Below are 20966 nucleotides of genomic sequence, written 5' to 3'. Positions count from 1 at the left end.
CATGCGAGTAATAATGTGAAAGGGGATTTTTCTATGTATGAACAAATTCAACAGCGATTGAAGCAACCTAAATATTATGTCACTGTACTCATACTTTTATTTTTAATTGCTTTGGCAATGATACTTTATATGAATCATTCAACAAATGAAGTAAGTAGTCCATCACCTGTAACTGAAATGAATCAAAGCGAGCTAATGAGTCAACAAGCATCAACGCCTAAACAAGATACACCTCCTATTACAGATATCATAGTGGATGTTAAGGGAGCTGTTATGCATCCAAGAACTTATACAATGAAATCGAATCAAAGGGTGGATGATTTACTAAAAAAAGCCGGTGTACTTCATAATGCTGACGTTTCACAAATCAATTTAGCCGAAAAACTAATGGATCAAAAAATGATTTATGTCCCATTTAAAGGCGAAAAATCAACGATGCAACAAGCACAAAATATGACAAGTGCCACAACTGAGTCAGATATAAAGCCTATCAACCTCAATTTAGCCCAGTCTTCCGACTTAACCGAAATACCAGGAATAGGACCTTCAAAAGCTGAATTGATTATAAATTATAGAGAAGAAAAAGGGGGTTTTAAAACTGTTGAAGAATTAAAAGAAGTAAAGGGAATTGGAGAAAAAACATTCGAGAAATTAAAACCATATTTCGTGGTGTAATTTTGTCTAACTTCTATTTTTTAAAATCATGTGTATCATTATATAATGTATAATGATAATAAGACATGACAGATATCAAATGAAAATGAAGAGGTGACTTTATGGAACGGATTCAATGGGACGAATATTTCATGGCCCAATCACATTTATTAGCGTTACGCTCAACGTGTTCGCGATTATCAGTTGGGGCAACAATCATTAAAGACAATCGAATCATTGCAGGAGGGTATAACGGCTCTGTAGCGGGTGAAGTTCACTGCATAGACGAAGGATGTTTAATAGAAGACGGACATTGTATTCGCACCATTCATGCTGAAATGAATGCGTTACTACAGTGTGCAAAACAAGGGGTCTCAACTGAAAATGCTACGATATATGTCACGCATTTCCCATGTTTAAACTGTACAAAATCAATCATTCAAGCTGGTATTAAAACCATTTATTATGCAGAAGATTATCGAAACCATCCATATGCTATTCAACTTTTAAAACAATCTGGCGTCACGTTTGAACGTGTACCATTTCACCCTCAAGATATAGTAAAATATATACTTGGTACACAACGATAAATGCCATACTTTCTATATAGTTTTATCATTGGTCAACTATGTATTCATCACCCTTATACTGCGTGTTTCTTTTTATTTCTTTTAGCATGCAGTATGGTGATTAAACGTAAACCATTGATATTGGTAGGGTTAAGCCTATTTGCTGGTGTTTTTGGTGCAATTCTAGAATTTAATTTTATTAACACACTTCAAAGGCATACGCATCACCTATCATCAGTAACAAACAAAGAGATGATATATGAGGTCAAATTCCTAACACAACCCATAGACATTGAAGGTGAATTGACTGCTTTCGTACGAACTAAAGATGACGAGAAACTCCAATTAAAATCCTACTCAAACCCCAAATTACCTTTACTAAAACCAGAATTTTATGCCACGCATTCGTGTTTAATAAAAGGGAAGTATAAACCTGCATTACGTTCAGGACAACTTGGATATTTAAATGTGCAATCATTACAATTAAATCAATGTAAACCAGATCCTCCATCATGGTCTGATCGCATTCGACAATTAAGAAATACTTACATCAATCACATGCGAACGAGTTCTATTCATGGTAAAGATAAATTGATTGCTCTAGCTACTGGTGATATTCAATTTATAGATAAGAAACAACTTCTCTTAATTCGGCAATTAGGAATTTCACATTTGTTTGCTGTCAGTGGTACCCACGTCGCTATCTTCATCGGATTACTTTATCAACTATTTAAACGTTTACCTATACCTCTATGTGTATCTAAAACGCTGTTATTACTCCTATTACCTTGTTACTTAATCTTTGCAGGCGAAGCACCAAGTGCGCAAAGAGCTGTGATTATGGCAAGTCTCGTACTCTTATTTTCAAAATACATTCGCCATAAAGGCGTTACAATTTTGGCTGTCAGTTATATTATGCTTACAATAAATGACCAAAGCCTACATTATCATTTAGGATTCCAATTTTCGTTTGCTATATGTTTTTTATTACTTATTATGCAAAACTGTTACCATAATAAGCCCATGTTTACTACATTGGTTTTAACTAGCCTTATCTCTTTTTATGGAAGTATTCCAATTAGTTACCAACATTTTAATGAGATTCAATGGCAATCTATTATTACTAATCTTTATTTCCTTCCACTTTACAGTATTGTTATTATTCCACTCGCAATCCTTTCAATTATTGTTTTGACCATATTTCCATCTACGATATCATTGATGCCTAGTTTTATTAGTCCAATATTTCTCCTTCAAGATTATTTGTTGGATTTAAGTCAACCGCTTACACAAATTCGTTGGATTATTCCAAATTATGGTGAAATAGGGTATGTCATTCTTACTATGTTATGTTTTTTTAGTTTATATATGATTGTTAAAAAGAGATACTTAAAATACAGTATCTTAACAATAACTATTTTGTTATTATCTCAACTTGCTATTATTCCAGGAAAAGATGAGATGACTATGATTGATGTAGGTCAAGGAGATGCCATTCTTTTCACAACGCGTAACCATCAAACATTTCTTATTGATACAGGTGGTCAAATTGCATCCCATAATCAGAAGTATCATTACAACATAACTGAGAAAAAATTATTTCCTATACTTAAACATAAGGGTATCACGCACATTGATTATTTATTAATTACGCATGCACATGCGGATCATATGGGAGAACTAAATCGTTTATCTCAAATGATAGACATTCGAAATATCATATTTAACCCTAAACACTTTAATTCGGATAAATTACATGAAGTTCTCACTATTGCCCGCACTCATAACATTCAGTTACATTCCGCTTTTAAACTTAAAACGTTAGCATTAGGACAGTACCATTTTCAATTTATAGATGCTACGGTAGAAAATAGTCAAAATCCTAATGATCATTCGATAATCACATTCGCTACGATTCATCAATCAACGTTATTATTAATGGGTGATGCTACGACAGAAAATGAAAAGAGACTACTGCAAAAGATAAAACTTCCTAAAATTAATATTTTAAAGGTTGGTCATCACGGGAGTTTAACAAGTACCTCTCAATCTTTTTTAGCACATATCCGTCCTCAATATGCGCTCATATCAAGTGCAAAAAACAATGTTTATCAACTGCCTCATCCAACAATTTTAAAGCGACTACAAGAATTTAATTGCATTACTTATAATACAGCTGATACACATACGCTCTCCATTCAATTTAATCCGCATCAACCACGACAATATAATATTTACAATCTAACAAAATGAAAACTCTATAAACATTCATGTATAACTCATGACAACATGATATAATAATGCTAATTGTTTTAAGAGAGGAAGTTTTTAATGCCGACGCCAATCTATACTGTGTATGGAGACATACCTGAATTAATAGAGAAAGAAACGAACCATATCATTAATAATTATTTAGACGGCGAACCCAAAGACGACTTTAACTATATAAAATTTAATTTATATGAAACAAACTTTAATCAAATTATTGAAGAAGCAATGACAATGCCGTTATTTTCTTCAAAAAAAGTAGTGCTTATTCAAAATGCATACATTTTTACTGGAGAAAAGGTTGCGAAAGATCAAGTTGTCGATATGAATACCGTTATTGAATTTCTAGAAAAATATGACGGAGATACGCTTGTAGTCTTTGAAGTAACAACGCTCAAGCTTGATGAACGTAAAAAAGTGGTTAAAACATTAAAAAAGCAGGCGAAGTTAAAAAAAGTTGAACAAATGTCTGAAGCTGAAATGAAGCAATGGATTCATTCTTATTTAAATCAGAATTATAAAGAGATAAAACAAGATGCTTTAGATCAATTTTTAACATTGACTGGCATTCATTATCAACTCATTAATCAAGAACTTGAAAAATTATTATTATATATTGGGGATAAACCTACGATTAACCTTGAAGATGTAAGATCAATCGTAAATCGTAGCTTAGAACAAAACGTTTTTTTATTAACCGAGCATATTCAAAATAAACAAAAGCAAAAAGCAGTCTTGTTAATGCGCGATTTAATACAATTAAAAGAAGAGCCTATTAAATTACTAGCTTTAATTACTAGCAATTATAGACTATATTATCAAAGTTTAATATTAAATCAAAAAGGCTATTCAGAGCAACAAATCGCTAAAACGGTTGGTGCACATCCTTATCGCGTAAAACTTGCATTAAGGCAAGCACGTCAGTATTCCTTAGAATCATTACTTGATAAAATGAATATTTGCGCTGAAACAGATTATCAACTTAAATCATCTTATATGGACAAAGTATTACTTCTTGAATTATTTATTTTAAAATTGTAATCTATATGGTATCTATCTATTTCACATTTAATCGTCGGGGGTATGCCTATTCACTCCCGGCGTTTATATTCAAAAAATCGTATCATTGTAATAAAAAAGACAAACCTCACTTTTAAAAAGTAGGTCTGTCTTTAAAATGATACATACATTTATTGTATGACATTATTTAGCTGACATTAATTTAGATTTCATTCTGTCCGCTTTATTAGAGTGGATTAAATTACTTTGTGCAGCTTTATCAATTTTTTTGATAGCGCTGTTCACTAATTCTTGTTTATTATCAGCATTTGTTTCGATAGCTGTTTTCGCGCGTTTAACCGCTGTACGCATATCGTTTTTTTGTGAAATGTTTTTACTTTCAGCAGTGTGCGTTGTTTTCACACGTTTAATTGCAGATTTGATATTTGGCATTTAAAGCACCTCCTAAAAACATAATGATCAAAAGGTTTTGATTACAACAAAATTTATTCTATCAAAACTCAATTCATTGTGCAATCATTAATTAGAACGAATCATGCATTTTTAGCGTAATTTTTCAATCTAAAAGCAAGACGAACTGTCATTTCATAAGTTGCAATTATATGCCAAAAACGTTATCATATCAAAGATGCGATACATAATTAGGAAGAACGAGAAAGTGAGAAGGATACGATGAATAATAAAGAGCGATTAAATCGACGTAAAAATATAAGAAACTTTTCAATCATTGCCCATATCGATCATGGAAAGTCAACGTTAGCGGATAGAATCCTTGAAAATACGAAATCTGTTGAAGCGCGAGAAATGCAGTCTCAATTATTGGACTCGATGGATTTAGAGCGTGAACGTGGTATAACAATTAAGTTAAATGCCGTTCGTTTGAAATACGAAGCAAATGATGGTGAAACGTACACATTCCACCTCATTGACACACCAGGACACGTCGATTTTACCTATGAAGTTTCGCGTTCTTTAGCAGCATGTGAAGGTGCAATACTCGTAGTCGATGCTGCACAAGGTATTGAAGCGCAAACATTAGCAAACGTCTATCTTGCTTTAGATAATGATTTAGAATTAATTCCTGTAATTAATAAAATCGATTTGCCAGCTGCTGAACCTGAACGTGTTAAGCAAGAAGTTGAAAATGTTATTGGTCTGGATAAAGATGATGCCGTTTTAGCTAGTGCAAAATCTAACATCGGTATAGATGAAATTTTAGAGAAAATCGTTGAGATGGTACCACCACCAGAAGGAGATCCAGAAGCACCATTAAAAGCGTTAATTTTTGATTCAGAATATGATCCATATCGTGGCGTTATTTCATCCATTCGCGTGGTAGATGGTGTGGTCAAACCTGGAGATAAAATCAAAATGATGGCAACAGGTAAATCATTTGAAGTAACAGAAGTTGGTATTAATACACCAAAACAACTTCCAGTTGATGAGTTAACAGTAGGTGATGTAGGTTATATTATTGCAAGCATTAAAAACGTTGATGATTCACGTGTCGGCGATACCATCACACACTTTGACCGACCTGCAGACACCCCTTTAAAAGGATATAAAAAGATGAATCCAATGGTGTACTGTGGCTTATTCCCGATAGATAACAAGGATTATAACGATTTGAGGGAAGCGCTTGAAAAACTACAACTTAATGATGCTTCTTTAGAATTTGAACCTGAATCTTCTAAAGCGCTAGGCTTTGGTTATCGCACAGGATTTCTTGGTATGCTTCATATGGAAATCATTCAAGAACGTATTGAACGCGAATTTGGTATAGAACTGATTGCGACTGCACCATCGGTTATTTATTCAGTTGTGCTTAGAAATGGAGATACAATTCAAGTCGACAACCCAGCACAAATGCCAGAACGTGATAAAATTGAAAAAGTATTTGAACCTTATGTACGCGCAACGATGATGGTGCCTAATGATTATGTTGGTGCTGTCATGGAATTATGCCAACGTAAACGTGGCCAATTTATTAATATGGATTATCTTGATGATATTCGAGTAAGTATCGTTTATGAATTACCACTTTCTGAGGTTGTTTTCGACTTTTTTGATCAATTAAAATCTAATACAAAAGGATATGCTTCTTTTGATTATGAGTTTATTGAAAATAAAGAGAGCAATCTTGTAAAAATGGATATCTTATTAAATGGAGACAAGGTTGATGCATTAAGCTTTATTGTTCATAGAGACTTTGCATATGAGCGTGGTAAGGCACTTGTAGAAAAGCTCAAAACTTTAATTCCGCGTCAGCAATTCGAAGTACCTGTGCAAGCAGCAGTAGGGCATAAAATTGTAGCACGTACAAATATCAAATCTATGGGTAAAAATGTACTTTCTAAATGTTACGGTGGCGATATTAGTCGTAAACGTAAATTACTAGAGAAACAAAAAGCGGGTAAAGCCAAAATGAAGGCTGTAGGTAATGTAGAAATACCTCAAGACGCCTTTTTAGCCGTATTAAAGATGGATGAAGAGTAAAATCAACTCCCGATTACAGCGCGTGTATTGTGATTGGGAGTTTTATTATTGAAAGGCGGGAGATTATGACTGTAAAAAGCGCATACATTCACATTCCATTTTGTGTGAAAATTTGTACTTATTGTGATTTCAATAAATATTATATTCAACATCAACCCGTGGATACCTATTTAGATTGTTTAATCGCAGAAATGAACCGTGTACCAGAAACAACGTTAAACACAATGTTTGTGGGTGGTGGCACACCGACAGCTTTAACACCAAAACAGTTAGAACGGTTATTAACGGCAATCCAACATAAGTTTAATATTCAAGGCGAATATACTTTTGAAGCTAACCCTGACGAATTGACTGAAGAAAAAATACGTTTACTCAAAAGTTACGGTGTGAACCGATTATCGATGGGGGTTCAAACATTCGATACCTCTTTATTAAAGGCGCTTGGTCGCAGTCATCAAACTAAAGATATTTATAGGGCTGTTTCATATTCGAAAAAACATAACATTCAATCAATAAGTCTAGATTTAATGTATCATTTACCCAATCAGACTATAGCACAATTTGAAAAGAGCTTAAATGAAGCACTTTCTTTAGACATTGATCATATTTCGAGTTATGGCTTAATATTAGAACCTCAAACACAATTTTATAACCTTTATAGAAGAGGTAAATTAAATCTTCCAAGTGACACTTTAGGTGCCGAAATGTATCAATTATTAATGGATAAAATCCAATCCTCGCCTATGCATCAATACGAAATATCTAACTTTGCAAAAGATGGTCATGAATCTGAGCATAATAAGGTGTATTGGCGTAATGAAAGTTATTATGGTTTTGGTGCTGGTGCGAGCGGGTATGTTGATGGATGTCGCTATACCAATGTGAAACCAGTCAATCATTACATTAAGCAAGTTCAACAACAGAAACAACCGATTTTAGAGCAAAATTACCCAACATTAAATGAAAAAATAGAAGAAGAAATGTTTTTGGGACTTAGAATGAATGACGGTGTTAGTAAACAACGTTTTTTTGAAAAATACGGGCAACATGTAGAGGATATTTATAAACAAGAAATTTCACATTTAGAAAAAAAAGGGGTACTTATCAATACCGAAGAAAATGTAGCTTTAACAAGTCGTGGGCGTATTGTAGGAAATGATGTTTTCGAAGCGTTTATACGCATTTAAAAAATTTTTTAATTCCAGACCTTTAACGTTGACTTACTTTGACCAATTTGATAAATTATAATTAGCACTTAGGACAAAGGAGTGCTAATGAGGTGAAAACATGATTACAAAAAGACAATTAAGTATTTTAAATGCAATTGTTGAGGATTATGTTGAACTTGGCCAACCTATTGGATCAAACACAATACTTCAGCGACATGATGTAAATGTGAGTCCAGCTACAATACGCAATGAGATGAAATTATTAGAAACTAAGAATTTAATAGAGAAAACACATTCATCATCAGGACGTATCCCATCTGAAGCTGGTTTCAGATTATATGCCAATCGATTGTTAAATGAACCGATTGAAGCAAATAAGCAAAATTATATTAGCATGTATGATATGTATACGAAACATCATTTTGATATTTCTTCTACACTCAACCATTTTGCTAAAGTATTTTCTAATCAATCACATTACACGACACTTGTCGTAGGTCCAGACCATTCTAAGGTGGCATTATTAGATATCAAATTATTAAAAGTACATGATCATCATCTTGTGATTGTGTTGATATATGAAACTGGCCATATAAAACAACTTCATTTATCTTCATCACAACCGATATCTCAATCATCTGTTATTAGAATGTCTAATTATGTTTCTGAGCAAGCACGGAACAATATCAATCAAACTTTTCATCCTCAATACTTAGATGCGCATGACTTTTCATCAGATGAATATGATATTCTTTTTAAAGTCTATCAATTAATTCATCAACAATTATCAAGTGAATCAGCACGCATCTATTTAGGTGGAAAGCACCAACTGATTGATGCACTCAATGAACATAATGTTGCTACTATCCAACCTATTTTAAAATATATTGAATCAAATCAAATTACAGCTTTGATTGATGATACTTTGGATTCTGCAATAAATATCAAAATAGGACAGGACATAGAAAAGAACATAAATGACATTGCAATTTTAACGCGACGATATCATATTGATCATGGACTGAACGGTTATGTTGCCGTTATTGGTCCTACAGCAATGCATTATCAAGATGTGATTCAATTGCTTAGTAGAATTTCATAATATACGATTAACGAAATAGAGTATGGAGGTTTCAAAATGGCTGAAGAAAAAGATTTTACTACACAAGATAAAAATGAAGACAAGACAGATGTTGATACATCAGAGCAATCTTCTAATACAACTGAAAATAGTGAAGTAAATTCAACAAATGAAGTGAACAATGACACTAATGAAGCAACTCATGAAAATGTTGAAGAAGAAACAGTAGACCCTAAAGATGAAGAAATTGCATCTTTAAAGGCTCAAGTAGAAAAAGAAGAAGAAAAGTATTTACGCTTATACGCGGAATTTGAAAATTATAAGAGACGTATTCAAAAAGAAAATGAAACTCAAAGAAAATATCAATCTCAAGGTGTTTTAAACGATATTTTACCGGCTTTAGATAATTTCGAACGTGCATTAAAAATTGAAGGTGATGATGAATCCTTCAACGCACTAAAAAAAGGTGTTGAAATGGTTCATAGTAGTTTAATCCATGCTCTCGAAAACAATGGACTTGAAACAATTCAAGCGGAAGGCGAGACATTCGACCCTAACTTCCATCAAGCTGTAGTTCAAGATGATAATCCTGATTTTGAATCTGGACAAATTACAGAGGAATTACAAAAAGGGTATAAACTGAAAGATCGTGTTTTAAGACCTTCAATGGTAAAAGTAAATCAATAATTTTGACGAAAGTTACCAGTTTATGTAAAAATAATTATGTTTGAAAATTAGGAGGAATTAGATTATGAGTAAAGTAATTGGTATTGACTTAGGAACAACAAACTCTTGTGTATCTGTATTAGAAGGTGATGAACCTAAAGTAATTCAAAACCCAGAAGGTGCACGTACTACACCATCAGTTGTTGCATTTAAAAATGGCGAGACACAAGTTGGGGAAGTTGCAAAACGTCAAGCAATCACTAACCCTAATACGATTCAATCTATTAAACGTCATATGGGTACAGACTATAAAGAAAATATTGATGGCAAATCATACACACCTCAAGAAATTTCAGCAATGATTTTACAAAATTTAAAAAACACAGCTGAAAGCTATTTAGGTGAAAAAGTTGAGAAAGCAGTAATTACTGTTCCTGCTTACTTTAACGATAGTGAACGTCAAGCAACGAAAGATGCTGGTAAAATTGCCGGCTTAGAAGTTGAACGTATTATCAACGAACCGACTGCAGCAGCGTTAGCTTACGGTTTAGATAAAACTGACAAAGATGAAAAAGTTTTAGTATTTGACCTTGGTGGCGGTACGTTTGACGTTTCAATTTTAGAATTAGGTGACGGTGTATTTGAAGTATTAGCAACTGCAGGTGATAACCGCCTTGGTGGCGATGACTTTGACCAAGTTATTATTGACTATTTAGTAAAAGAATTTAAATCTGAAAACGGTGTTGACTTATCTAAAGATAAAATGGCATTACAACGTTTAAAAGATGCTGCTGAAAAAGCGAAAAAAGATTTATCAGGTGTATCTTCAACTCAAATTTCTTTACCATTCATTTCAGCTGGAGAAGCGGGTCCACTACATTTAGAAATGACTTTATCTCGTGCTAAATTTGAAGAGCTTACTGATAGTTTAATCGCAAAAACAATGGCTCCAACGCGTCAAGCATTGAGTGATGCAGGTTTATCTACTTCAGATATCGATGAAGTTATTTTAGTAGGTGGTTCAACTCGTATTCCAGCTGTACAAGAAGCAATTAAAAAAGAAATTGGTAAAGAACCAAATAAAGGTGTTAACCCAGACGAAGTTGTTGCTATGGGTGCTGCTATTCAAGGCGGTGTTATCACGGGTGACGTTAAAGACGTCGTATTACTTGACGTAACACCATTATCATTAGGTATTGAAATTATGGGTGGACGTATGAATACGTTAATCGAACGTAATACGACAATCCCTACTTCAAAATCTCAAGTTTATTCAACAGCAGCTGATAACCAACCATCAGTAGACATTCACGTACTTCAAGGTGAACGTCCGATGGCTTCTGATAACAAAACATTAGGTCGCTTCCAGTTAACTGATATTCCACCAGCACCACGTGGTATTCCTCAAATCGAAGTAACATTCGACATTGACAAAAACGGTATTGTAAATGTTACAGCGAAAGATTTAGGTACGAACAAAGAGCAAAAAATTACAATTGAATCTTCTTCTGCTTTATCAGATGACGAAATCGATCGTATGGTAAAAGATGCGGAAGAAAATGCGGAAGCTGATAAAAAACGTCGTGAAGAAGTAGACTTACGTAATGATGCTGATCAACTTGTATTCCAAGTTGACAAAATGTTGAAAGACTTAGGTGACAATGTTACTGAGGACGATAAAAAAGAAGCAGAAGCGAAAAAAGACGACTTAAAATCTGCCCTTGAAGGTAGCGATCTTGAAGACATCAAGTCTAAAAAAGAAGCACTTGAGCAAGTGATTCAACAATTATCTATGAAAGTATATGAACAAGCTCAACAAGCTCAAGGACAAGGTCAACAGGAACAATCATCTAAACAAGATGACACTGTTGAAGACGCAGAATTCAAAGAAGTGAAAGACGACGATAATAAATAATATTTGTGTTACACTAAACACGTATCAATAGTCTATCAATATATGTAATAGAGGGGCTAGGACAGCATCGTCCCAGCCTCTTTTTATTCATAAGATGTAAAAAAGGGAGCGATAGCATTGGCAAAACGAGACTATTATGAAGTCCTGGGCGTAAGTAAAAGTGCATCTAAAGATGAAATCAAAAAGGCATATCGTAAATTATCAAAAAAGTACCATCCAGATATTAATAAAGAAGAGGGCTCTGATGCGAAATTCAAAGAAATCAGTGAAGCTTACGAAATATTAAGCGATGATCAAAAGCGCCAACAATACGATCAGTTCGGTCATGCCGGTGCGCAAGGTGGTTTTAGTCAAGGTTTTGGTGGTCAAGACTTTTCAGGGTTTGGTGGCTCTGGCTTTGAAGATATCTTTAGCTCTTTCTTCGGCGGGCAACGCCAAAGAGACCCTAATGCGCCACGTAAAGGTGATGACCTGCAATATACGATGACAATTACATTTGAAGAAGCAGTGTTTGGTACGAAAAAAGAAATATCAATTCGTAAAGAAGTTACATGTCACACATGTAATGGTAATGGTGCTAAACCTGGTACGAAAAAGAAAACGTGTTCATATTGTAAAGGTTCTGGACATGTGTCTGTAGAACAAAATACAATTTTAGGCCGCGTTAGAACTGAAAAAGTATGTCCACAATGTAATGGTTCTGGGGAAGAATTTGAAGAATCTTGTCCAACTTGTCATGGACGTGGTACAGAAACTAAAAATGTTAAACTTGAAGTCACGGTTCCAGAAGGTGTCGATAATGATCAACAAATTCGTCTAGCTGGTCAAGGTGCACCAGGTGAGAATGGTGGTCCTGCTGGTGATTTATTTGTTGTATTTAGAGTAAAACCATCTGATAAGTTTACGCGTGATGGTGATGATATATTATACAAACAGAACATTAGTATCGCGCAAGCTGCTTTAGGTGATGAAATTAAAGTACCAACATTAAATGGTCAAGTCATGTTAACAATTCCATCTGGAACGCAATCAGGTAAGCAGTTCCGTTTAAAAGGTAAAGGCGTTAAAAACGTACATGGTTATGGCCATGGTGATTTATTTGTAAATATAGTTGTTGTAACACCTACAAATCTAACCGATAAACAACGTGAATTATTAAAAGCATTTGCTGAGGAAAGTGGCGAATCTATTTCAGAACAACCTTCTAATTTTAAAGATAAAGCACGTCGTTTCTTCAAAGGAGAATAATAAATGAAATGGATAGAATTATCTGTAGTGGTGAATAATGAAGCAGAAGAAAGTGTCACTGAAATCCTACAAAATGCAGGTTCTAATGGGGTGGCAATAGAAGATTCGAATGAATTACATCGAAAGAGAGAAGATCGATTTGGTGAGATTTTTGCGTTAAATCCTCAAGATTATCCTGAAAATCACATGATTATTAAAGCGTATTACAATGAATCACAATTTACGCGTACCTTACTTGAATCCATTGAGTCTAATATACTCAAACTAGACATTTTAAATCATGACGTTTTCAAAATGACACATCAGGATATCGAAGAATCTGATTGGGAAAACGAATGGAAAAATTATTTTCATCCATTTAAGGCATCTGAAAGATTTTTTATTGTGCCAAGTTGGGAAACTGTTCAAAAAGATGCACAACATTTGTACATTGAACTAGATCCAGGAATGGCGTTCGGCACGGGCGACCATCCAACAACGAGTATGTGTTTGAAAGCGATTGAAAAAATAGTTCAACCTCACCACCGTGTGATTGACGTGGGTACAGGTTCAGGCATTTTGAGCATTGCATCCCATTTGTTAGGTGCCCAACATGTCAAAGCATTAGACTTGGATGAAATGGCAGTTCAAGTTGCAAGAGAAAATTTCAAGAAAAATCATTGTGATTCTCACATTCAAACCACTACAGGTAATTTATTAGCAGATGAGCACGACCATTACGATGTAGTCATCGCAAATATTCTTGCACACGTGATTACACTTATGGTTGAAGATGCATATCAAACATTGAATCAAGATGGATTTTTTATTGCTTCAGGAATTATTGATGATAAAGCAGAAACACTTATCAATCAAATGAAAGAAACAGGATTTTCTATTATCGAGACACAACAGGATAATGGTTGGGTCTGTATAACTGCTCAAAAGGTGTGAGATAGATGCAACGGTACTTTTTAAATGAAAACGCTGAGTTACATCAGCGTTTTTTTATAACAAATTCTGAAGATATTCACCATATTCTTAACGTAATGCGTATGGACGTCGGAGATACTATCATTATCAATTTTAATCAACAGCGTACATACGAATCTCAACTCATAACATTACAAAAAGATTGCATCGAAATAGAAACAAGTAGAGAAATAGACTTAAATACTGAAATGCCGGTGAACGTAACAATCTGTAGTGGCCTTATTAAAAGCGATAAGTACGAATGGTTACTTCAAAAAGCCACGGAATTAGGGGCGCATCATTTTATTGCCACCCAAATGGATCGGTCAGTTGTAAAATTAAATGTACAAAAAGCGGATAAAAAAGTAGTGCGCTGGCAAAAAATTGTAAAAGAGGCAGCAGAACAAAGTTATCGTCAAATTGTACCAAAAGTGGAATTTATCTCGAATTTCAAAACCATATATGATATGATAAATCAATATGACTATGTACTTATGGCTTATGAAGAATCAGCAAAATCTGGAGAACGCTCACTATTAAAAAACTGTATTCAAAACTTTGCACCTGATGCCAAAATTTTATTATTATTTGGTCCTGAAGGTGGATTTTCTCAAGATGAGGTTGCTGCATTACACAATAAAGTTAAATGTGTTGGCTTGGGACCTCGGATTTTACGTGCCGAAACAGCGCCATTATATGCTTTAAGCGCCATAAGCTATCAATTAGAATTAAAATAGATACAATGAGGTGAATTTATGTCTACTGTTGCATTTCATACTTTAGGTTGCAAAGTAAACCACTATGAAACTGAAGCAATATGGCAACTTTTTAAAGAAGCGTCGTACGACCGTGTAGACTTTGAACAAAATGCGGATGTATTCGTTATCAATACTTGTACTGTGACAAATACGGGAGATAAAAAAAGTCGACAAGTGATTCGTCGTGCAATTCGTAATAATCCTGATGCGGTCATATGTGTAACTGGTTGTTACGCACAAACTTCATCAGCTGAGATTATGGAGATTCCAGGCGTCGATATTGTAGTAGGAACACAAGATCGCCATAAACTCCTTGACTATATTGATACGTTTAAAAATGAACGTCAACCTATTAATGGTGTAAGTAATATAATGAAAAATCGCACGTATGAAGAACTAGATGTGCCGTATTTTACAGACCGTACACGTGCGTCTTTAAAAATTCAAGAAGGATGCAACAATTTTTGCACATTTTGTATTATCCCATGGGCACGTGGTTTAATGCGTTCTCGCGATCCTGAAAAGGTAGTTGAACAAGCATCTACACTCGTACAATCCGGTTATAAAGAAATCGTGTTAACTGGAATCCATACGGGCGGTTATGGCCAAGATTTAAAAAATTACAACTTAGCGCAATTATTACGCGATTTAGAAACAATTGACGGTCTCGAGCGCATTCGTATTTCTTCTATTGAAGCAAGTCAATTAACGGATGAAGTAATAGAAGTATTGCAACAATCTTCAAAAGTCGTCCGTCATTTGCATGTGCCTCTACAGTCTGGATCTGATACGGTTTTAAAACGTATGCGACGCAAATATTCAATGGCACATTTTAGTGAAAGAATTAAGAAATTACACGCCGCATTACCAGGATTAGCAGTTACTAGTGATGTTATCGTAGGCTTTCCTGGTGAAACTGAGGAAGAATTTCAAGAGACATACGACTTCATTGTTAATCATCAGTTTTCAGAACTTCATGTATTCCCATACTCTCAACGTATTGGAACACCTGCAGCACGCATGGACGATCAAATTGATGAACAGATTAAAAATGAACGCGTACACCGACTCATTCAATTAAGTGATCAACTTGCAAAAACGTATGCTTCTCGCTTTGAAAATGATGTCCTTGAAGTTATTCCTGAAGAAAAAGGATCAACAGAAGGTATTTTAGTTGGTTATGCCGATAATTACATGAAAGTTGAATTCGAAGGCGATGAGTCGCTCATTGGTCAAATTTGTAAAGTGAAAATTACACGCGCAGGTTATCCATTAAATCATGGACAATTATTAAGAGTAGTTGATTATGCGACGAACAAATCTGAGGAAGAAGTACTAATTTAAACAGAAATTGTATAATTCAACATTGACCATAATTAAGATTTAATTTATACTAATGTTTACATGGCATAAATCATGTGTCATTTATTAACCTATAAAAGTTTTCTTGATATTTGGAGGGAGGGAAATACAGATGTCTAAAACAGTAGTCCGTAAAAACGAATCATTAGAAGATGCTTTACGTCGTTTTAAACGCTCAGTTTCTAAAAGCGGTACAATCCAAGAAGTTCGTAAACGCGAATTCTATGAAAAACCAAGTGTAAAACGTAAAAAGAAATCTGAAGCTGCACGTAAACGTAAATTCAGATAATTATCATTGTGTTGAACTCCCTCAACATTCAAATTAATGATATATAGAGCTTCAAAATCGTTCAAATGTCGAATGATTTTGAAGCTTTTTTGTATTTAGATTTTATGCATTTTAAATAATCTTTATCACTATTAGTATTTAGAAAATTCATGTATACTACTAAGTGAGAGTGAGGTGTATGTTTATGCTACTATCAATACATATGCTAGATTTACTCGGAACAATACAAAACGAAAGTATTTTCACACAATTATCTCAGTGGATTACCTCTCCGTGGGTATCATTGGCTCTCGTGTGTATTTTATTTGTAGGTTTTGTATATCAGCTCTATTCAAAATCTTTTAACTGGGCTGGCATTCTAGCAATCTTAGCGTTACTTTTTATCTTCTTAGGTTATTTAGCAGAAGGTACCATTTCCTTTATTACCATTATGATATTTAGCATCGGCGTAATTCTCGTTATTATAGAATTGTTTGTCGTAGGTGCTGTGTTAGGAATTATAGGTATGGTGCTCATTGTATTTAGTTTAATTACAATGGGTGACAATTTACCTTTAATGTTACTCAGTGTATGTGTCGCATTAATACTATCTATTATTGAATGGGTGATTTTAGTGAAGTTTTTCAAAAAGAAAATATCGTTATTTGAAAATGTTGTATTGAAAGACTCTACTAACACTGAGTCAGGATATACATCGCACAATGACCGTTCATACCTTGTCGGTGCAACTGCATTGACACTCACAGATTTACGACCAGCTGGTTTAATTCTTTTTGAAAACGAACGTATTGATGCTGTATCAGAAGGGTCTTTTATTAACAAAGATGTTAAGGTGGAAATCATTGAAGTAGAAGGAACGCGCGTCGTTGTACGCGAAATACAATCAAATTAAGAAGGAGCATTCATATGTTAACAACTGGTTTTATTTCTTTTATCATTATTGCCGTTCTTGTCATTGTGGCATTGATGATCTTATTTTCATTCGTTCCTGTTGGACTATGGATATCAGCATTAGCAGCAGGTGTCCACGTGGGCATCGGTACTTTAGTAGGTATGCGTTTACGTCGTGTATCTCCTAGAAAAGTTATCGGTCCGTTAATTAAAGCGCATAAAGCAGGGTTACAATTAACAACGAATCAACTTGAATCACATTACTTAGCTGGAGGGAATGTTGACCGTGTGGTAGATGCAAACATTGCAGCACAACGTGCCGACATCAACTTACCATTTGAACGCGGCGCTGCAATTGATTTAGCAGGTCGTGACGTTTTAGAAGCGGTACAAATGTCCGTTAATCCTAAAGTGATTGAAACACCATTCATTGCCGGTGTGGCTATGAACGGTATCGAAGTAAAAGCTAAAGCGCGTATCACAGTACGTGCAAATATCTCACGTTTAGTTGGTGGTGCTGGTGAAGATACGATTATTGCACGTGTTGGTGAGGGGATTGTATCTACAATTGGTTCTAGTAAACACCACACAGAAGTTTTAGAAAACCCTGATAACATTTCTAAAACAGTATTAAGTAAGGGGTTAGACTCAGGTACTGCATTTGAAATCTTATCTATCGATATTGCTGATGTTGATATTAGTAAAAACATCGGTGCAGACCTTCAAACTGAACAAGCCATCGCGGACAAAAATATTGCCCAAGCTAAAGCAGAAGAGCGTCGTGCAATGGCGGTAGCTCAAGAGCAAGAAATGAAGGCTCGTGTTCAAGAAATGCACGCGAAAGTTGTGGAAGCTGAAGCTGAAGTGCCACTCGCAATGGCTGAAGCGTTACGTTCTGGGAATATTGGTGTTAAAGACTACTACAATTTAAAAAATATCGAAGCTGATACTGGAATGAGAGAAGCAATTAATAAGAGTTCGCAAAAATCTCAAGAAAATAAAAGTGAACATTAATGAGGTGAGGGTATGAGCATTGGAGTTATCATTTTTATCATTACGATTGTCATTTCTATTATCTCTGCAATTAATGATAAAAGTCATGAAAAGCGTAAGCAATCTCCACAGCAACCTCCAACATCAAATCCTCCTAAATCTTTTATGGATAAAGTTGAACAAACTTTGAAAGAATGGGAGATGGAATTTGATACACAAAAGGGTGAAGATGTATTCTCACCCAAAGAGACCCAGTCAGAACCTAAACCGGTGAAACAAAAGCAACATCCTAAAAAGGTTCAAAAAAGCGAGATACCTTCTGAAAGAAAACGTGTAGATACACAACGTCAAGAACAACAAGTTCAAAAAGAATTGTTAGATATGTTAAGAAGTGATATCGATTCTTTAAATGATACATTTGATCGAGAACGCCAAAAACATATTCATCGCATTGAACAACGTGCACGTCAAATCATAGATGATAAATATCTTTCTCCAAGAACCAAACGCATGAAACTTAAACAATTACTATCCTCATCACAACAACCCGCTATGGCTAAAGGGGATTTAACTTTTTCAGATAATGAAGTTGTGAATGGCATAATTTGGGCCGAGGTTATTGATAAACGTAAACAATTAAATTAACTCACTTTCATAGATCAAGGCATTACTCGATATCGAGAACGTGCCTTGATTTTATTTTACTTCTTAACTTAATAATACAGTTGAATTAAATGCGTCATATTTCTTTTATTACCAGTTATAATTAGATGACTTAATCGTATAGCAACATGATATAATAGAAACAAACATGTTAGATTAATGATTGGAAGCATTTTAACATGTTTGGTACATTAATCATACATTACTTTGTAAAGGAGTTCGTATATGCCTGAAATGATTCAAATCGATGACATTCATCAAGCTCAAGCACTATTTGGTAATAATGACGAATATATCCACCTTATAGAAGACGCTTTCGATGTTGTCATTCACGCTAGAGGGCAAGAAGTAGCCGTGCAGGGGCAACAAGTTGATGCAGTGACGAAAGCCGAATCCGTTTTAACAAATCTATTAAAAGTAATAGAACAAGGGGCAACGATCACTGTTAAAGACGTACAAGCTGCGATAAAAATGGCCCACAATCATACAATTGATCAACTTATTGATCTTTATGAAGAAGAAATTGCGAGAGATGCGCATGGTAAAATCATTAGAGCCAAAACGATGGGACAACGTATGTATATACACGCAATTAAAAATAATGATTTGGTTTTTGGAATAGGGCCTGCAGGTACAGGTAAAACATTTTTAGCCGTTGTTGTGGCTGCAAAAGCTCTACGTATGGGTCAAGTTAAACGGATTGTTTTAACAAGACCAGCTGTTGAAGCTGGTGAATCTCTAGGATTTTTACCTGGTGACTTAAAAGAAAAAGTAGATCCATATTTACGTCCACTCTATGACGGTTTGAATACAGTATTAGGTGTAGAAGCTACTGAACGGCTAATTGAAAGAGGTGTAATAGAAATTGCGCCATTAGCATATATGCGTGGACGTACACTTGAAGATGCTTTCGTCATTTTAGATGAAGCACAAAATACGACACATGCTCAAATGAAGATGTTTTTAACACGTTTAGGGTTTGGTTCTAAAATGGTTGTTACAGGAGATAAAACTCAAGTTGATTTACCGAAAGGGGTTAAAAGTGGTCTCATTGAAGCAGAATCTCGATTAAAGTCCATCAAAGGGCTTAGTTTTCAATATTTAGATCAAGCAGATGTTGTGCGTCACCCATTAGTCGGACGAATTATCTCAAGTTATGAGGAGGATAACTAATGTTTACCATTGATTTTAATGATCACACGAATAAAGTTCACGATGATTGGTATAAACAAATTGAATCACTCTTAACCTTTGCTAAAGATCAAGAAAATATCACAGAAGACGCTGAACTTTCAGTGACATTTGTCGATAAAGATGAAATTCAAGCTATTAACCGCGATTATCGTGATAAAGATAAAGTAACGGATGTCATTTCATTTGCCTTTGAAGAAGATGAAACGGTATTTGAAGGGATGGATATGCCAAGAGTCTTAGGAGATATTATTATTTGTACTGATGTGGCACAAGAGCAAGCACTTCAATATAATCATTCTTTTGAGCGCGAGTTAGGATTTTTAGCTTTACATGGTTTCTTACATTTGCTTGGTTATGATCATATGAATGAAACAGATGAACAACAAATGTTTCAACGTCAAGACGACATCTTAAATGCATATGGTCTTTCGAGGGACGTATGATTAAACGGTTTAAACCCGCTCTCATAGGTGCCATTACACTTTTAAAAAAAGATATCAATTTCTTACTGCATATTTTATGCGCAGTCTTGGTCATCATTACCGGGATTTTATTAAAGCTTTCTGCTGTAGAGTGGATGTTTTTATGCATTGCTATTTTTACTGTTTTAATCACAGAGGCAATGAATACTGCGATTGAATATGCCGTGGATTTAACTACGATGGAGTATCATGTTTGGGCGAAACATGCGAAAGATATAGCTGCTTTTGCGGTATTACTCGCATCAATTTTAGCAGTCATCATAGGGTTAATCATTTTTATCCCTAAAATTATATAAG

The 20966-nt window shown here is 34.7% G+C and carries 21 protein-coding genes; 20 read left to right on the top strand and 1 reads right to left on the bottom strand.

Annotated elements, in window-relative coordinates; translation table 11 throughout:
* Positions 1-33 precede the first annotated feature (33 nt).
* The 4 genes from GJE18_RS06025 to holA all read left to right on the top strand — a co-directional run bounded on the left by GJE18_RS06025 (position 34) and on the right by holA (position 4532).
* Positions 34-675: a helix-hairpin-helix domain-containing protein gene (locus tag GJE18_RS06025; RefSeq protein WP_060551158.1), complete on the top strand. Its 642-nt coding sequence runs from the start codon at positions 34-36 to the stop codon at positions 673-675.
* Between the two features lie 101 nt (positions 676-776).
* Positions 777-1244, top strand: a complete 468-nt coding sequence (locus GJE18_RS06020) for a ComE operon protein 2 (protein WP_060551157.1) — start codon at positions 777-779, stop codon at positions 1242-1244.
* Between the two features lie 96 nt (positions 1245-1340).
* Positions 1341-3476: a DNA internalization-related competence protein ComEC/Rec2 gene (locus tag GJE18_RS06015; protein WP_157952343.1), complete on the top strand. Its 2136-nt coding sequence runs from the start codon at positions 1341-1343 to the stop codon at positions 3474-3476.
* Between the two features lie 78 nt (positions 3477-3554).
* Complete coding sequence (gene holA / locus GJE18_RS06010; RefSeq protein ID WP_103346055.1) at positions 3555-4532, top strand: DNA polymerase III subunit delta; 978 nt, start codon at positions 3555-3557, stop codon at positions 4530-4532.
* A 162-nt stretch (positions 4533-4694) separates the two neighbouring features.
* Here the strand turns inward: holA and rpsT are convergent, their stop codons facing one another.
* Positions 4695-4943: a 30S ribosomal protein S20 gene (gene rpsT, locus GJE18_RS06005; protein ID WP_037565423.1), complete on the bottom strand. Its 249-nt coding sequence runs from the start codon at positions 4941-4943 to the stop codon at positions 4695-4697.
* Positions 4944-5183: 240 nt separating this feature from the next.
* Here rpsT and lepA point away from each other — a divergent pair, with 240 nt between their 5' ends.
* The 16 genes from lepA (at position 5184) to GJE18_RS05925 (ending at position 20965) form a co-directional block, all read left to right on the top strand.
* Positions 5184-7007: a translation elongation factor 4 gene (lepA, locus tag GJE18_RS06000; protein ID WP_060551154.1), complete on the top strand. Its 1824-nt coding sequence runs from the start codon at positions 5184-5186 to the stop codon at positions 7005-7007.
* Between the two features lie 65 nt (positions 7008-7072).
* On the top strand, positions 7073-8194 hold the full coding sequence (gene hemW / locus GJE18_RS05995; protein WP_107368573.1) for a radical SAM family heme chaperone HemW: 1122 nt from the start codon (positions 7073-7075) through the stop codon (positions 8192-8194).
* Between the two features lie 100 nt (positions 8195-8294).
* Positions 8295-9278 carry a heat-inducible transcriptional repressor HrcA gene (gene hrcA / locus GJE18_RS05990; protein WP_165886100.1) on the top strand — a complete coding sequence of 328 codons (984 nt, stop codon included), beginning with the start codon at positions 8295-8297 and terminating at the stop codon, positions 9276-9278.
* Between the two features lie 36 nt (positions 9279-9314).
* The gene (gene grpE / locus GJE18_RS05985) at positions 9315-9944 is read left to right on the top strand and encodes a nucleotide exchange factor GrpE (protein WP_060551151.1); all 630 of its coding nucleotides are present in this window, start codon (positions 9315-9317) and stop codon (positions 9942-9944) included.
* Between the two features lie 64 nt (positions 9945-10008).
* A complete protein-coding gene (gene dnaK / locus GJE18_RS05980) occupies positions 10009-11838 on the top strand; it encodes a molecular chaperone DnaK (RefSeq protein WP_060551150.1) in 1830 nt (609 codons plus the stop codon).
* 117 nt (positions 11839-11955) lie between these two features.
* Entirely contained in the window at positions 11956-13086 is a 1131-nt protein-coding gene (dnaJ, locus tag GJE18_RS05975) for a molecular chaperone DnaJ (RefSeq protein WP_060551149.1), read from the top strand.
* Positions 13087-13089: 3 nt separating this feature from the next.
* Positions 13090-14019, top strand: coding sequence for a 50S ribosomal protein L11 methyltransferase (gene prmA / locus GJE18_RS05970; protein WP_060551148.1), 930 nt, complete (start codon positions 13090-13092; stop codon positions 14017-14019).
* A 5-nt stretch (positions 14020-14024) separates the two neighbouring features.
* Complete coding sequence (locus GJE18_RS05965) at positions 14025-14774, top strand: 16S rRNA (uracil(1498)-N(3))-methyltransferase (protein WP_060551147.1); 750 nt, start codon at positions 14025-14027, stop codon at positions 14772-14774.
* A gap of 18 nt (positions 14775-14792) precedes the next feature.
* Positions 14793-16139 (top strand): tRNA (N(6)-L-threonylcarbamoyladenosine(37)-C(2))-methylthiotransferase MtaB, encoded by a 1347-nt coding sequence (gene mtaB / locus GJE18_RS05960; protein ID WP_060551146.1) that lies wholly within the window; start codon positions 14793-14795, stop codon positions 16137-16139.
* 130 nt (positions 16140-16269) lie between these two features.
* Positions 16270-16446 (top strand): 30S ribosomal protein S21, encoded by a 177-nt coding sequence (rpsU, locus tag GJE18_RS05955; protein ID WP_002471046.1) that lies wholly within the window; start codon positions 16270-16272, stop codon positions 16444-16446.
* Between the two features lie 178 nt (positions 16447-16624).
* Positions 16625-17338 (top strand): NfeD family protein, encoded by a 714-nt coding sequence (locus tag GJE18_RS05950; RefSeq protein ID WP_037565404.1) that lies wholly within the window; start codon positions 16625-16627, stop codon positions 17336-17338.
* Positions 17339-17352: 14 nt separating this feature from the next.
* A complete protein-coding gene (floA, locus tag GJE18_RS05945; protein ID WP_037565403.1) occupies positions 17353-18351 on the top strand; it encodes a flotillin-like protein FloA in 999 nt (332 codons plus the stop codon).
* A gap of 12 nt (positions 18352-18363) precedes the next feature.
* On the top strand, positions 18364-18975 hold the full coding sequence (locus tag GJE18_RS05940) for a hypothetical protein (RefSeq protein ID WP_060551145.1): 612 nt from the start codon (positions 18364-18366) through the stop codon (positions 18973-18975).
* Between the two features lie 243 nt (positions 18976-19218).
* Complete coding sequence (locus GJE18_RS05935) at positions 19219-20166, top strand: PhoH family protein (protein WP_037565399.1); 948 nt, start codon at positions 19219-19221, stop codon at positions 20164-20166.
* Positions 20166-20630 (top strand): rRNA maturation RNase YbeY, encoded by a 465-nt coding sequence (gene ybeY, locus GJE18_RS05930; protein WP_060551144.1) that lies wholly within the window; start codon positions 20166-20168, stop codon positions 20628-20630. The genes GJE18_RS05935 and ybeY overlap by 1 nt, the downstream gene beginning before the upstream one ends.
* Positions 20630-20965, top strand: a complete 336-nt coding sequence (locus tag GJE18_RS05925) for a diacylglycerol kinase family protein (RefSeq protein WP_060552485.1) — start codon at positions 20630-20632, stop codon at positions 20963-20965. The genes ybeY and GJE18_RS05925 overlap by 1 nt, the downstream gene beginning before the upstream one ends.
* Position 20966 lies beyond the last annotated feature (1 nt).

It is taken from the genome of Staphylococcus agnetis (assembly GCF_011466855.1).
In the GTDB taxonomy this organism is placed as follows: Bacteria; Bacillota; Bacilli; order Staphylococcales; family Staphylococcaceae; genus Staphylococcus; species Staphylococcus agnetis.
The sequence above is the reverse complement of the archived record's forward strand: the minus strand, read 5'-3'. Positions and strand labels throughout refer to the sequence as shown.